The organism is Streptomyces sp. WMMC500 (assembly GCF_027497195.1).
Lineage (GTDB): Bacteria > Actinomycetota > Actinomycetes > Streptomycetales > Streptomycetaceae > Streptomyces.
Window position 1 is genome coordinate 2,648,678 of the sequence record NZ_CP114905.1, and the last position, 13,619, is coordinate 2,662,296.

Here is a 13,619-nt window from a genome sequence, read left to right on the forward strand (position 1 = left end):
CCGACGGTATGGTCGAACGGACCGCGACAGACGGAACCGCAACGGACGGGTCCGCGACGGACGGGACGGATGGAGTGCTGGGAGTGACCCGCAGCGTCTACGTCGCCGGCATCGGCCGCGGAGACGGCCGCCAGGTCGTCGAGCTGGGCATGACGGAACTGCTCTCCCGCCAGGTCGACAGGGTGGGGATCTTCCGCCCGCTGGCCCACGCCGACGCGGAAACCCGCGACCCCGTCTTCGACCTGCTGCGCGCCCGCTACCGGCTGAGCCAGCCGCGCGCCGGGGTGCTCGGCATGACGTACGGGAAGGCCGGCGCGCTGCAGGCCGAGGAGGGCACGGACGCGCTGGTGGCCCGGCTCGTCGAGCGGTTCCACGAGGTCGCCGCGGACTACGAGGCGGTGCTGATACTCGGCACCGACTTCGCCGACACCAACATCCCCGCCGAGCTGGCGCTCAACGCCCGCCTCGCCAACGAGTGCGGCGCGGCCGTGCTGCCCGTCGTGGGCGGCGCCGAGCAGTCCGCGGATTCGGTGGTCGCCGAGGTGCGCAACGCGCACGACGCGTACGCCTCCCTCGGCTGCGACATCCTCGCGATGGTCGCCAACCGCGTCGGCCCCGACGCCGCCCCCTTGGCCCGCGCCGCCACCGCGGACGCCGGCGCCCACCTGCCCGTGCCGGTGTACGTCATCCCCGAGGACGCCGGCCTCGCCGCGCCCACCGTCGCGCAGATACGGGACGCGCTCGGCGCCGGGCTGCTGGCCGGGGACGCGGGCGGGCTGGCCCGCGACGTACGCGACTTCGTCTTCGGCGGCGCGATGCTGCCCGCGTTCCTGCCGGCCCTCAGCGAGGGCTGCATGGTCATCACGCCCGGCGACCGCGCGGACCTCGTCGTCGGCGCGCTGGCCGCGCACTCGGCGGGCTCCCCCGCCATCGCCGGCCTGCTGCTGACGCTGGACGAGCGGCCGGGCCCCGACATCATGGCGCTGGCCGAGCGGCTGGCGCCGGGGACGCCGCTGCTCACGGTGGCCGAGGGCTCGTTCCCCACCGCCGCCGCGCTGGTCGGGCTGCGCGGCGAGCTGAACGCCGCGACGCCGCGCAAGGCGGACATCGCCCTCGGCCTCTTCGAGTCGCACGTGGACTCCGCGCAGCTCACCGGGCGGCTGGCGGTGGCGGCCAGCGGGCGCGTGACGCCGATGATGTTCGAGCACATGCTGATCGAGCGGGCGCAGGGCGACCGCAGGCACGTGGTGCTGCCGGAGGGCACGGAGGAGCGGGTGCTGCTGGCGGCGGAGGTGCTGGTACGGCGCGGGGTGTGCGATCTCACACTCCTCGGCGAGGAGCAGACGATCCGCAAGCGCGCGGCGGAGCTGGGGCTGAGCCTGCCGCTGCTGGGCGCCGACGCGCCCGCGGCGCAGCCGGGCGGCCCCGCCACGGCGCGGATCACCGACCCCCGCGTCTCGCCCCTGCGCGAGAGCTTCGCCGAGCTGTACGCGCAGTACCGCGCGCACCGCGGCGTCAGCGTGGAGCTGGCGTACGACGTCCTCGGCGACGTCAACTACTTCGGCACCCTGATGGTGCAGCAGGGCCTGGCCGACGCGATGGTCTCGGGCGCCGCGCACTCCACGGCCGCCACCGTCCGCCCGGCGTTCGAGGTCATCAAGACCGCACCGGGAGCCGCGATCGTCTCGTCCGTCTTCTTCATGTGCCTGGCGGACCGGGTCCTGGTGTACGGCGACTGCGCGGTCAACCCCGATCCGAACGCCGAGCAGCTCGCGGACATCGCCATCCAGTCGGCGGCGACGGCCGCGCAGTTCGGCGTCGAGCCGCGGGTGGCTATGCTGTCGTACTCCACCGGCACCTCGGGCTCCGGCTCGGGCGTCGACAAGGTGCGGCGCGCGACCGAGCTGGTGCGGACCCGCCGGCCGGACCTCCGCGTGGAGGGCCCGATCCAGTACGACGCGGCGGTGGACGCCACCGTCGCCGCCGCCAAGATGCCGGACTCGCGGGTCGCCGGGCAGGCCACGGTGCTGGTCTTCCCCGATCTCAACACCGGCAACAACACGTACAAGGCGGTCCAGCGCACCGCCGGCGCGATCGCCGTGGGGCCCGTGCTGCAGGGGCTCAACAAGCCGGTGAACGACCTGTCCCGGGGCGCGCTCGTCCAGGACATCATCAACACCGTGGCCATCACCGCCGTCCAGGCGCAGGGCGCCGGCGCACCCGCACCGGGGGACCGCTCATGACCGCCCCGACCCGGGTCCTGGTGCTCAACTCCGGCTCCTCGTCGCTGAAGTACCAGCTCATCGACATGGCCGGCCCGACCCCCGGTGCCAGCCGCCCGGCCCGCGGCATCGTCGAGCGGATCGGCGAACCGGAGTCCCGCGGCGGCGTGCCGGACCACGCGGCGGCGCTGCGCGCCGTCGGCGAGGAACTGGCCGCCGCGGGGCACGGGCTGGACTCGCCCGACCTGCTGGCCATCGGCCACCGCGCCGTCCACGGCGGCACCCGCTTCACCGCACCGGTGCTCGTCGACGACGGCGTGCTGGCCGAGATGGAGAAGCTCGTCCCGCTCGCCCCGCTGCACAACCCGGCGAACATCGCCGGCATCCGCGTCGCCCGCGAGCTGCGCCCCGACCTGCCGCAGGTCGCCGTCTTCGACACCGCCTTCCACGCCACCCTCCCCGAACACGCCTGGCGCTACGCCCTCGACACGGCCACCGCGGACGCCCACGCCGTCCGCCGCTACGGCTTCCACGGCACCTCCCACGCCTACGTCTCCCGCGCCACCGCGGAGTTGCTCGGCCGGGACCCGGCGGACCCCGGGGACTTCAACGTCATCGTGCTGCACCTCGGCAACGGCGCCAGCGTTTCCGCGGTCGCCGGCGGCCGGTGCGTGGAGACGTCGATGGGGATGACCCCGCTGGAGGGCCTGGTGATGGGCACCCGCAGCGGGGACCTCGACCCGGCGGTGATCTTCCATCTCGCCCGCGAGGCGGGCATGGACACGGACGCGATCGACACGCTGCTGAACAAGCGGAGCGGGCTCGCGGGCCTCTGCGGCGACAACGACATGCGGGAGATCGGCCGCCGGATCGCCGAGGGCGACGCGCGGGCGCAGCTCGCCTTCGACGTGTACGTCCACCGCATCCGCAAGTACGTCGGTGCGTACACCGCCGTGCTGGGCCGGGTGGACGCCGTCGCGTTCACGGCCGGCGTCGGGGAGAACTCCGCCGCAGTGCGGGAGGCGTCGATGCGGGGCCTCGAAGCGCTGGGCGTCGAGCTGGACTCCGTACGCAACGCGGTACGCGCGTCCGCGCCCCGCGTGGTCTCCGCGTCCGGCTCCCGGGTGACGGTGGCCGTGGTGCCCACCGACGAGGAGCTGGAGATCGCCACCCAGAGCCGCGACCTGGTCCGCGGGAGCGGCTCGGCGCCACCCCCACCGGATTAATTCCGGTCGCGAACAAACCGATAGGATGCCGCCATGCGCCGAGCGAAAATCGTCTGCACCCTGGGTCCCGCCGTCGACTCCTTCGAGCAGCTCAAAGCGCTGATCGAGGCCGGCATGTCGGTGGCCCGCTTCAACATGAGCCACGGCACCCACGCCGAGCACCAGGAGCGCTACGAGCGGCTGCGCAAGGCCGCCGAGGAGACCGGGCGGCCCATCGGCGTGCTGGCCGACCTCCAGGGTCCGAAGATCCGGCTGGAGACGTTCGCCGAGGGCCCGGTGGAGCTGGCACGCGGCGACGAGTTCACCATCACCACCGAGGACGTGCGCGGCGACCGGTCCATCTGCGGCACCACGTACAAGGGCCTGCCCGGGGACGTCTCCGCGGGCGAGCGCATCCTCGTCAACGACGGCGCGGTGGCGCTGGAGGTGCTGGAGGTGCGCGGCCCCGAGGTGCGCACGATGGTCATCGAGGGCGGCGTCGTCTCCGACCACAAGGGCATCAACCTGCCCGGCGTGGCGGTGAACGTCCCGGCGCTCTCCGAGAAGGACGTGGAGGACCTGCGCTTCTCCCTGGGCATGGGCTGCGACATGGTCGCGCTGTCCTTCGTCCGCGACGCCGCCGACATCGCCGACGTCCACCGGGTCATGGACGAGGTCGGACGCCGGGTGCCGGTGATCGCCAAGGTCGAGAAGCCGCAGGCGATCGAGCACATGGAGGAGATCGTCCTCGCCTTCGACGGCGTGATGGTGGCCCGCGGCGACCTGGCGGTGGAGTACCCGCTGGAGAAGGTGCCGATGGTGCAGAAGCGGCTCGTCGAGATGTGCCGCCGCAACGCCAAGCCGGTGATCGTCGCGACCCAGATGATGGAGTCGATGATCAGCTCCTCGCGCCCGACGCGCGCCGAGGCGTCCGACGTCGCGAACGCGATCCTGGACGGTACGGACGCGGTGATGCTGTCCGCCGAGTCGTCGGTCGGCAAGTATCCGATCGAGACGGTCAAGACGATGTCGCGGATCGTCGTGGCGGCGGAGGACGAGTTGCTGTCGCGCGGGCTGCAGCCGCTGGTGCCGGGCAAGAAGCCGCGTACGCAGGGCGGGTCGGTGGCCCGTGCCGCGTGCGAGATCGCCGACTTCCTGGACGCCCGGGCGCTGGCGGCGTTCACCCAGTCCGGGGACACCGCCCGGCGGCTGTCGCGCTACCGCGCGTGCCAGCCGATCCTGGCCTTCACCACCTCGGAGAGCACGCGCAACCAGCTCACGCTGAGCTGGGGCGTGGAGCCGGTGCTCGTGCCGCACGTGGACAACACCGACGCGATGGTGGACCTGGTGGACGCCGAGGTGCTGAAGCTGGGCCGCTTCCACGCGGGCGACACCATGGTGATGACCGCCGGGTCGCCGCCCGGGGTGCCGGGCACCACGAACATGGTCCGCGTGCACCACCTGGGCGGCGAGCACTGAGGGGCGCGGCCGGCCGCTACTCGATGGTGTTCGTGAGGCCCGGCACGGTGAGCGTGCCGCCGAACTGACCCGCCTGGATGACCTGGACGTCGGTGAAGAACGCGAACGGCAGGTCCAGCGGCGGCGGGCTGTCGGGGCTGAACGTCAGCGGGATCAGGCCGAAGAGGTTGCCCTTCAGCTCCTCGGTGTACATGGTCACGGTGCCGTTGCGGATCGTGGACGTGGTGCCCTTGTCGGCCCGTACGTGCGAGGTGTTCCGGCCGGGTCCGACGACGGTCTGGTGCAGGTCGCGGATGTCGACGCCGTCGTCCGCGGTGTACTTCAGCACCTTCTTGACCGCGCCGCTGTAGGTCTTCACCTCGACGATCCCGTGGTACTTCAGCCCCTTGAGGGTGAGCTTGGTGCTCTCCAGCCGCCAGGGGTCGTCGGGCAGCAGCGGCAGCCCGGGTTCGAGCGCCGCGTCCGCGAGGGCCTCGGGGTCGGCGGTGGGGCAGGGGAACGGCTCCTTGCCGCCGGCGTCCGCCGCGGCGTCGTCCCCGGCGCCGGGGTCCGTCGTCTCGTCCGCGGGGTCCCCGGCCGTGTCCCGTACCTTGTCGTCCAGCTCTTCCACGGTGGCGCCGGCCTCGCCGGCGGCGTCGCGGATGGCCTTCTCCGTCTCACCGCGCTCGTCGCCCGACGCGGCGCCGGAGCCCGGGCCGCCGCCGGAACCGGAGCCGGCCGAGCCCTCCGACGGGTCGGGTTCCGGCTCGGGTTCGGATTGCGGCTCCTCCGGCTCCTCCGGCTCGTCCGGGTCCACCAGGTCGCCGATCTTGTCGCCGAGGCCCAGCGGGTCGTACCAGGGGTGGGACTCCGACGGCGACGGGCTCGGCTCCTCGGGGGTCCCGGAGTCCGCCGCGCCGCCGGAGCCCGAGCCGCCGCCGGAGCCGTCCGCCCCGCCGCCGCCCGACCCGCCGCCCGGCTCCCCGGCCGCCGACCCGCCCGCCGACGCCGACGGACTCGGCGACGGCTCGTCATCCGGCGCCGCCGACTCCCCGGCGTCCGGCGCGTCTTCGCCGCCCGCGGCGTCCGACGCGTCCCCGGCGTCCGCCGTCTCCTCGTCCTTCGGCTCGTCCGACTGCTCCGCGCACGGCCCGGGCCGCCAGCGGTCCGCCGGGTCGTCCTCGGCGATCGCCGGCCGCGGCGTCAGCCCCAGGCCCAGGAAGACCGCGGTGGGCATGGCCGCCAGGGCTATCGCCTTGCCCGCCGGCACCCGGCCGAGCAGCGGCCTGCGCGGCGCCGCGTGCCGCGGTCCCCTGCGCGGCGCCCTCGTGTGGTCATCCGGCAGCACGGTGCCTCCCGCCGTCGACGTCCTCCAGGACGTGTGCGCCCAGCGGCTCGACGCCGGCTCTCCTCCGCTCGGGCCCGTCGTCCTCGGCCTTGCCGTCCTTGTCAGCCTCGTCAGCCTCTTCGGCCTCTTCGGCCTTGTCGGCCTCGTCGACCGCCGTTCCGCCCGGCGCCCACGAGACGGCCAGCGCCCCGCCGGTCATCGACAGCAGGAAACCCACCAGCAGGCCGCCGAAGTTGGACACCGGGATCGACACCAGCGCCAGCACGATGGAGGCGACGCCCGCGAACACCCGGACGACGGAGTGGAACCACATGGTCAGCCCGAGCGTCACCAGCAGCACGCCGATGATCAGGCCGCCGGCCCCCGCCTGCGTGGCCATCTGCAGGCTGAGGTTGCCGAGCTTGATGTTGTAGTACGGCAGCGCGCCGATCGGCACGCCGCCCGCGATGGTCAGCAGACCCGCCCAGAACGGACGGGAGCCGCGCCAGGCGCGGAATCGCAGCCGCCAGGTGTTCAGACGGTGCAGCAGGTCCGGCAACTCGGCGCTCATGAAAACAGCTCCCCGGTACAGCGGTGCGGTTCAGTCAGAGGGGGGTCCGGCGGGGAGCGGTACGCGCCTCCCCGCCGGCCGAGTGCGTGGTCAGAAGCACTCTTTGACGCCCTTGTGCAGCTTCATGCTGAGCCCGCTCAGCTTGAAGGTGCCGGCGCTGGTGGCCCAGGCGGTCTGCTTCACGTCGGTGAGGACGGCCCGGTCGGCCTCCTGCGCGAACCCGTTGGGGTTCGCCTTGTCGCCCTTGCCGATGCCGGGGCCCTTGGTGCTGGACCCGGCCGCCACACCGATGTTGATGTTCTCGAACGTCGCGTCGGCGTCGAGCTGGGCGATGTCGATGTAGAGGTTCTTGGCCTCCACCGGCTTGTCGTCGCCGGCCGTCAGCACCAGGCTGACCGAGCCGATGAGCGGGACGTCGGGCGTGACGACCGACTGGCACATGCCGTTGATCTTGGCGTCCTTGAACGCGGAGATCGCGACCGGCCGCGTGGCCTCGTTGCCCTCCAGGTCGTGACCGCTGTCGACACCCCCGTACTGGACGAAGCCGGTGCCCTCCAGCCGGTCGGCCGTGACCTTGAACTCCTGGCCCGACACGCTGAACGACGCCGCCAGGGCGCCCTGGCTCAGCGCCACGCCGATGGCGGCGGTCGCCGCCAGGCTCGGCACCATGACCACGGCGAACCGCTTCCACCTGGTCCCACCACGTGCCTGGGACTCCATGCCTTTCCTCCTTCTCGGACGTACGTCCGAGCCCGTGTGCCGGTCCTCGGGAGCGAGGGGGATCCGCACGCGCACGCGGGGGCGGCTGCTGCGGGTCCCGGATACGGGCGGCGGACGCGCTACGTCGAAGGGGGCGTACCCCCGAGCGACTCGTTGTCCGGACAGGCTCCGATCCGCGGGAACGTTCCGCGGAAACGGGGAACCCCCCTGTCCGGTTGGCGATCGTGGTGCATCGGAAGGGGGGCACACAAGGGGTTCGTTACCAACGGGTAGCGCAAGGGTGAAGGAAGATCCGGCCACACTGGCCGGATCATGCACCCTGGGTTGCCGCCCGCCGCGGACGTACCCGACGAGAAAGCACGACAAAAACAGTCATCTGACAGCACACGAGTTACTGCGAGTAACAGCCCTGCCCACAGTCAATTTTTGGCAAAGCGGCAGGGGCTGTCACCGAACGTCGACCTCTGGTCAGAACAGCACGCGCGCCAGCGCCTGCCGCCCCGCCACCACCCGCGGATCGTCGCCGCCGACCACCTCGAACAGCTCCAGCAGCCGCACCCGCGCCGCCTGCCGGTCCTCGCCCGCGGTCCGCGCCACCGTGTCGACCAGCCGGCCGAAGGCGTCCTCGACGTGGCCGCCCACCAGGTCCAGGTCGGCGACCCGGATCTGCGCCTCGACGTCCGCGGGGTTGTCCGCCGCCTCCTTGCGCACGGCCGCGGGGTCGAGCCCCTCCACGCGCCGCAGCAACTCCGCCTGCGCGAGGCCCAGCTTGGCCTCCAGGTTGCCCGGGTCGTCGGAGAGCACGTTCTGGTACGCCTGGATCGCGCCGCCCAGGTCCCCCCGGTCCAGCGCGTCGCCGGCCGCGGCCAGCACGCCGTCGTACGGACCGGCCGGCTCCTCCGGCGCCTCCTGCGTACCCGCGCCGTCCTCGCCGGCAGCGGCGTCCTCGGCGGACACCGGCCGTCCGACGATGCCGAACTGCTGCTCGGCGACCTTGATCAGCTCGTCCAGCACCTGACGGATCTGCGGCTCGGGGGCGGCACCCTGGAACAGCGGGATGGCCTGGCCGCCGACGACCGCGAAGACCGCCGGGATGGACTGGACGCCGAACTGCTGGAACAGCATCTGGTTCGCGTCCACGTCGATCTTGGCCAGGACGAACCGTCCGGCGTACTCCCGCGTCAGCCGCTCCAGCAGCGGGCTGAGCTGCTTGCACGGCTGGCACCACTCGGCCCAGAAGTCGACGACGACCGGGACCTCGGTGGAACGCTGCAGAACCTCCTGCTGGAAGCCGGCCTCGTCGACATCGATGACCAGCGCATCGGCGCCGGGCGCCGGCACCCCGTCGCGGGCGGCCTGGGCGCGGGCCGCCTCCGCCTTCTCCTTGGCCTCCGCGGCCGCCTTCACCGCGGCCAGGTCGACCGCTCCGCTCATAGACATGTTGCGTGGCTGCATACGCCCTATCCTCCCCCCTTCGCGCGGTGCATTGAACGGACGGGCCGCGGTTGGCTACGCGAACCCGCCCGGAAGGGTTCGTTCCGGGCGGGTTCCCAGGTGCAGCAGAAGACACCGGTCGCTCGGGGGTGACTTACGCTACGGGTCGTAGCGTAACCCACGTACCGCGCCGGGGAGAAGGGATAAGGTCCAGCTCATGAGCGACGAGACGCCCGCCGCACGGCGCGCGGGCCGCCCGCGCAGCGCGACCGCGGACCGGGCCATCCTCGACGCGGCCCGGGCCGCCATCGCCGAGGCGGGCTGGGCCGGGGTGACCCTCGGCGGCGTCGCGGCGCGCGCGGGAGTGGCGAAGACCACGCTCTACCGGCGCTGGCCGGGCAAGAACGAACTCGTCCTGGACGCGCTCGCCGACCTCTTCGACTCGCTGCGGCTGCCGGACCACGGCAGCCTGGCGCGGGACGTGGAGGGCGTGGTGCTGCAGTTCGCCGGGCTGCTCCGGGAGCCGCGCACGCGCGGCGCGCTGATGGCCGTACTGGCGGAGGCGACGCACGACGCGGCGCTGCGCGAGCGGATCCGCGTCTCGATCGTGGCCCGGCAGAAGCACCTGGTGCTGCAGGGCCGCGAACGGGCGCGGGCGCGCGGGGAGTTGCCGGCGGAGCAGGACGCGGCGGCGGCGGACCGCAACGCGGACATGATCTTCGACGTGATCGCGGGCTCGGTGCTGCACCGGCTGCTGGTCAGCGCGGAGCCGGTGACGGAGGCGTGGGCGACGAGGTTCGCCACGCTGCTGACCCGGGGCCTGGCCGCCCTGACCGACCCGGCACCGGATCCGGGTGCGCGTCCGGGGCCCGATCCGCCGGGGCAATAGGCCCTTCGGGCCTACCCCGGCGGCGCCCGGGACGGGATGCTGTCCTCCCGTCCGTGGGGAGGCGTCATGAAGGCGATCGTCCAGGACCGCTACGGCCCGGCCGACGTGCTGCGGGCCGCGGAGGTCGAACGGCCGGAGCCGGGTGCGGGCGAGATCCTCGTCCGGGTACGGGCCGCCGGCCTCGACCCCAGCGTGTGGCACCTGATGACGGGCCTGCCGTACATGATGCGCCTGATGGGCTTCGGCCTGCGCGCGCCCAGGGACCGGGTGCGCGGCTGGGACGCCGCCGGCACGGTCGAGTCGGTCGGCGCGGGGGTGACCCGCTTCACCCCCGGCGACGAGGTGTTCGGCATCGGCAGCGGCGGCACCTTCGCGGAGTACTGCCGCGGCGCCGCCGACATGTTCGCGGCCAAGCCACCGGGCGTGGACTTCGACGCCGCCGCGGCCGTGCCCACCTCCGCGATCACCGCGCTGCGCGCCCTGCGCGACGCGGGCGGGCTGCGCGCGGGCGGTCACGTCCTGGTGCTCGGCGCCGGCGGCGGCGTCGGCACGTTCGCCGTCCAACTGGCCAAGGCACGCGGGGCCGAGGTCACCGGCGTGTGCGGAACGGACAAGACCGGACTGGTCCGCTCGCTCGGCGCCGACCACGTGATCGACTACACCGAACGGGACGTGACCGCCGGCGCCGTCCGCTACGACCTCGTGCTCGACACCGCCGGCAACCGCCCGCTGGCCGCGCTGCGCCGCGTCCTGGCCCCGCGCGGCACGATCGTGCTCGTCGGCGGCGAGGGCGGCGGCAGGTGGACCGGCGACCTGCGCCGCTCGCTCGGCGGCTCCGTACGCTCCCTGTTCTCCGCCCGGAAAGTGAAGGCGCCCTACGTGCGCCCCCGCCCGCATGACGTCGAGGAGGTGCGCGGCCTGCTGGAGTCCGGCGCGCTCACCCCGGTCGTCGGCCGCAGGTACGCCCTCGCCGACGCGGCCGAGGCGGTCCGGGACTGGGAGAAGGGCCACACGCGCGGCAAGTCCGTCCTCGTCGTGTGACCCCGCTCCCCCGCGCGCGTACGGGTCAGAAGGCCGCCGGCTCGGTGTAGACGCCCCACTCGTCGCGCAGGACGTTGCAGATCTCGCCGAGGGTGGCCTCGGCCCGTACCGCCGCGAGCATCGGCTCGATCATGTTGCCGCCGTCCCGGGCCGCCGCGAGCATGCCGTCCAGCGCGGCGCGCACCCCCGCGTCGTCGCGGGCGGCCTTGCGGTCGGCCAGGGCGCGCACCTGCTCGCGCTCCACCTCGTGGCTGACCCGGAGGATCTCCAGGTCGCCGGTGACGGACCCGGTGTGGCAGTTGACGCCGACGATCTTCTTGTCGCCCTTCTCCAGGGACCGCTGGTAGCGGAAGGCCGACTCGGCGATCTCGCCGGTGAACCAGCCGTCCTCGATGCCGCGCAGGATCCCGGACGTGATCGGCCCGATGGGGTGCCGCCCGTCGGGGTGGGCGCGCCGGCCGCGCTCGCGGATCTGGTCGAAGACCTTCTCCGCGTCGGCCTCGATCCGGTCGGTGAGCTGCTCGACGTACCAGGAACCGCCGAGCGGGTCGGCGACGTTCGCGACGCCGGTCTCCTCCATCAGCACCTGCTGGGTGCGCAGCGCGATCTCCGCGGCCCGCTCGCTGGGCAGCGCCAGGGTCTCGTCGAGGGCGTTGGTGTGCAGCGAGTTGGTGCCGCCGAGCACGGCCGCCAGCGCCTCGACGGCCGTGCGCACCACGTTGTTGTACGGCTGCTGGGCGGTCAGCGACACGCCCGCGGTCTGGGTGTGGAAGCGCAGCCACTGCGCCTTCTCGCTGCGCGCCCCGTACACGTCGCGCAGCCAGCGGGCCCAGATGCGGCGTGCGGCGCGGAACTTGGCGATCTCCTCGAAGAAGTCGACGTGGGCGTCGAAGAAGAAGGACAGGCCGGGGGCGAAGGCGTCGACGTCGAGCCCGCGGGACAGGCCCAGCTCGACGTAGCCGAAGCCGTCGGCGAGGGTGTAGGCCAGCTCCTGGGCGGCCGTCGAGCCGGCCTCGCGGATGTGGTAGCCGGAGACGGACAGCGGCTTGTAGGCCGGGATGCGCGCGGCGCAGTACTCCATCAGGTCGCCGATGAGGCGCAGGTGGGGCTCGGGCTGGAAGAGCCACTCCTTCTGCGCGATGTACTCCTTGAAGATGTCCGTCTGCAGCGTCCCGTTGAGCACGGCGGGGTCGACGCCCTGGCGTTCTGCTGCGACCAGGTACATGCAGAACACGGGGACGGCCGGGCCGCTGATCGTCATCGAGGTGGTGATGCCGCCCAGCGGGATGCCGCGGAAGAGCACCTCCATGTCGGCGGCGGAGTCGATGGCCACGCCGCAGTGCCCGACCTCGCCCAGCGCGTGCGGGTCGTCGGAGTCGCGGCCCATGAGGGTGGGCATGTCGAACGCGACGGACAGGCCGCCGCCGCCGTGGCCGAGGATGAGCTTGTAGCGCTCGTTCGTCTGCTCGGCGTTGCCGAAGCCGGCGAACTGGCGGATCGTCCACGTCCGGCCGCGGTAGCCGGTGGCGTAGAGGCCGCGGGTGTACGGGAACTCGCCGGGCCAGCCGATGCGCTCGAAGCCCTCGTAGACGTCCCCGGGGCGGGGGCCGTAGACGGGGTCGACGTCGTCGCCGGAGAGCGTGCTGAAGTCCGCCTCGCGCTTGCGGGCCGTGTCGTAACGCGCCTGCCAGCGGCGCCGGCCCTCCTCCATGGCCGCAGCATCCATGCCGTACCGCCTCTCTCTGCGCGCGGATCGCGCGGCGCATTTAATAGGACGTCCTACTAAGTGTTGCATGCCCCCGGTGGAGGCGCGCTATACGGGACCGGGGAGTGGGGGTGGTCACGGCATGTCGCGGACGGGGTTTAGGCTCGGTGTCATGAAGAAGAGCGTGCTCACCCGCTACCGCACGATGGCGTACGTGACCGGCGTGCTCCTCGTCCTGCTGACCCTCGGCATGATCGGCAAGTACGCCCTGGACCTCTCGGGCGCGGACGGCTTCACCAAGGTCGTGAGCATCGCCCACGGCTGGCTGTACATCCTCTACCTGGTGTGCGCCTTCGACCTCGGCTCCAAGGCGAAGTTCCCGGTCGGCAAGCAGGTCTGGGTGCTGCTCGCGGGGACGGTGCCGACGGCGGCGTTCTTCGTCGAGCGGAAGCTCACCCGGGAGGTCGCCCCGCTGGTCGTCCGCGACGGCGAGCCCGCGCCCGCGGGGGCGTAGCCGCGCGGCCCGCGGGGGCTACTGCTCGAAGTCGCCCGCGGCTATCCGCAGCGGGCGCAGCATGGCGAAGATCTCCGCGCACTGCTCCTCGTCGTACGCGCTGAGCCCGAAGTCCATCGCCATCAGGTCGCGCGTCGCCTGCTCGACGACCTCGCGGCCCCGGTCCGTGATCGACGCGAGCGTGCCGCGGCCGTCGGCGGGGTTGGGCCGCTTGGCCACGTACCCGGACCTGACCAGCCGGTCGACGGTGTTGGTCACCGACGTCGGGTGCACCATCAGCCGCTCGCCGATCTTCGACATCGCCAGCTCGCCGGCCTTGGAGAAGGTGAGCAGCACCAGCGCCTCGTAGCGCGCGAAGGTCAGCCCGTACGGCTTGACGACGGCGTCGACCTGCGCCAGCAGGATCTGGTGCGCGCGCATCACGGAGGTGATGGCCCCCATGGCGGGCACGGCTCCCCAGCGCTGGCGCCACAGTTCGTCGGCGCGGGCGATGGGGTCGAACGACAGGCTCAGCGGCTTCGGCACGTCGCCGA

Annotated in this window: 12 protein-coding genes; 6 read left to right on the plus strand and 6 right to left on the minus strand. The window is 73.0% G+C overall.

Going from position 1 to position 13,619, the window contains the following annotated elements:
• Positions 1 to 83: 83 nt before the first annotated feature.
• Genes pta through pyk form a run of 3 tightly spaced genes read left to right on the plus strand, consistent with a single transcriptional unit; the run spans position 84 to position 4,906 of the window.
• Positions 84 to 2,243: a phosphate acetyltransferase gene (gene pta / locus O7599_RS10765; RefSeq protein ID WP_281621913.1), complete on the plus strand. Its 2,160-nt coding sequence runs from the start codon at positions 84 to 86 to the stop codon at positions 2,241 to 2,243.
• Positions 2,240 to 3,448 carry an acetate kinase gene (locus tag O7599_RS10770; RefSeq protein WP_281621914.1) on the plus strand — a complete coding sequence of 403 codons (1,209 nt, stop codon included), beginning with the start codon at positions 2,240 to 2,242 and terminating at the stop codon, positions 3,446 to 3,448. Before pta ends, O7599_RS10770 begins: the two co-directional genes overlap by 4 nt.
• Positions 3,449 to 3,481: 33 nt before the next feature.
• A complete protein-coding gene (gene pyk, locus O7599_RS10775; protein WP_281621915.1) occupies positions 3,482 to 4,906 on the plus strand; it encodes a pyruvate kinase in 1,425 nt (474 codons plus the stop codon).
• Positions 4,907 to 4,922: 16 nt separating this feature from the next.
• Here pyk and O7599_RS10780 read toward each other — a convergent pair whose 3' ends face one another.
• From O7599_RS10780 to O7599_RS10795, 4 genes are all read right to left on the minus strand, one after another.
• The gene (locus tag O7599_RS10780) at positions 4,923 to 6,233 is read right to left on the minus strand and encodes a hypothetical protein (RefSeq protein ID WP_281621916.1); all 1,311 of its coding nucleotides are present in this window, start codon (positions 6,231 to 6,233) and stop codon (positions 4,923 to 4,925) included.
• A complete protein-coding gene (locus tag O7599_RS10785; RefSeq protein WP_281621917.1) occupies positions 6,220 to 6,783 on the minus strand; it encodes a DUF6114 domain-containing protein in 564 nt (187 codons plus the stop codon). The genes O7599_RS10780 and O7599_RS10785 overlap by 14 nt, the downstream gene beginning before the upstream one ends.
• Positions 6,784 to 6,873: 90 nt before the next feature.
• The gene (locus O7599_RS10790) at positions 6,874 to 7,503 is read right to left on the minus strand and encodes a DUF6230 family protein (protein ID WP_281621918.1); all 630 of its coding nucleotides are present in this window, start codon (positions 7,501 to 7,503) and stop codon (positions 6,874 to 6,876) included.
• Positions 7,504 to 7,971: 468 nt separating this feature from the next.
• Positions 7,972 to 8,958 carry a tetratricopeptide repeat protein gene (locus O7599_RS10795; protein WP_281621919.1) on the minus strand — a complete coding sequence of 329 codons (987 nt, stop codon included), beginning with the start codon at positions 8,956 to 8,958 and terminating at the stop codon, positions 7,972 to 7,974.
• Positions 8,959 to 9,154: 196 nt separating this feature from the next.
• Between O7599_RS10795 and O7599_RS10800 the strand changes: the two genes are divergently transcribed.
• Positions 9,155 to 9,826 carry a TetR/AcrR family transcriptional regulator gene (locus tag O7599_RS10800; protein WP_281621920.1) on the plus strand — a complete coding sequence of 224 codons (672 nt, stop codon included), beginning with the start codon at positions 9,155 to 9,157 and terminating at the stop codon, positions 9,824 to 9,826.
• 66 nt (positions 9,827 to 9,892) lie between these two features.
• A complete protein-coding gene (locus O7599_RS10805; RefSeq protein ID WP_281621921.1) occupies positions 9,893 to 10,867 on the plus strand; it encodes an NAD(P)-dependent alcohol dehydrogenase in 975 nt (324 codons plus the stop codon).
• Between the two features lie 25 nt (positions 10,868 to 10,892).
• Here O7599_RS10805 and O7599_RS10810 read toward each other — a convergent pair whose 3' ends face one another.
• A complete protein-coding gene (locus O7599_RS10810) occupies positions 10,893 to 12,593 on the minus strand; it encodes a methylmalonyl-CoA mutase family protein (protein WP_281621922.1) in 1,701 nt (566 codons plus the stop codon).
• Between the two features lie 151 nt (positions 12,594 to 12,744).
• Here O7599_RS10810 and O7599_RS10815 point away from each other — a divergent pair, with 151 nt between their 5' ends.
• Positions 12,745 to 13,086 carry a DUF3817 domain-containing protein gene (locus O7599_RS10815; RefSeq protein WP_281621923.1) on the plus strand — a complete coding sequence of 114 codons (342 nt, stop codon included), beginning with the start codon at positions 12,745 to 12,747 and terminating at the stop codon, positions 13,084 to 13,086.
• Between the two features lie 18 nt (positions 13,087 to 13,104).
• Here O7599_RS10815 and O7599_RS10820 read toward each other — a convergent pair whose 3' ends face one another.
• Positions 13,105 to 13,611, minus strand: coding sequence for a MarR family transcriptional regulator (locus tag O7599_RS10820; protein ID WP_281621924.1), 507 nt, complete (start codon positions 13,609 to 13,611; stop codon positions 13,105 to 13,107).
• Positions 13,612 to 13,619 lie beyond the last annotated feature (8 nt).

Bases quoted from the DNA above. Each gene is read 5' to 3' on its own strand.
- O7599_RS10790 (WP_281621918.1), bottom strand. From the start codon at position 7,503: ATGGAGTCCCAGGCACGTGGTGGGACCAGGTGGAAGCGGTTCGCCGTG.
- O7599_RS10795 (WP_281621919.1), bottom strand. From the start codon at position 8,958: ATGCAGCCACGCAACATGTCTATGAGCGGAGCGGTCGACCTGGCCGCG.
- O7599_RS10805 (WP_281621921.1), top strand. From the start codon at position 9,893: ATGAAGGCGATCGTCCAGGACCGCTACGGCCCGGCCGACGTGCTGCGG.
- O7599_RS10815 (WP_281621923.1), top strand. From the start codon at position 12,745: ATGAAGAAGAGCGTGCTCACCCGCTACCGCACGATGGCGTACGTGACC.
- O7599_RS10810 (WP_281621922.1), bottom strand. From the start codon at position 12,593: ATGGATGCTGCGGCCATGGAGGAGGGCCGGCGCCGCTGGCAGGCGCGT.
- pyk (WP_281621915.1), top strand. From the start codon at position 3,482: ATGCGCCGAGCGAAAATCGTCTGCACCCTGGGTCCCGCCGTCGACTCC.
- O7599_RS10800 (WP_281621920.1), top strand. From the start codon at position 9,155: ATGAGCGACGAGACGCCCGCCGCACGGCGCGCGGGCCGCCCGCGCAGC.
- O7599_RS10770 (WP_281621914.1), top strand. From the start codon at position 2,240: ATGACCGCCCCGACCCGGGTCCTGGTGCTCAACTCCGGCTCCTCGTCG.
- O7599_RS10785 (WP_281621917.1), bottom strand. From the start codon at position 6,783: ATGAGCGCCGAGTTGCCGGACCTGCTGCACCGTCTGAACACCTGGCGG.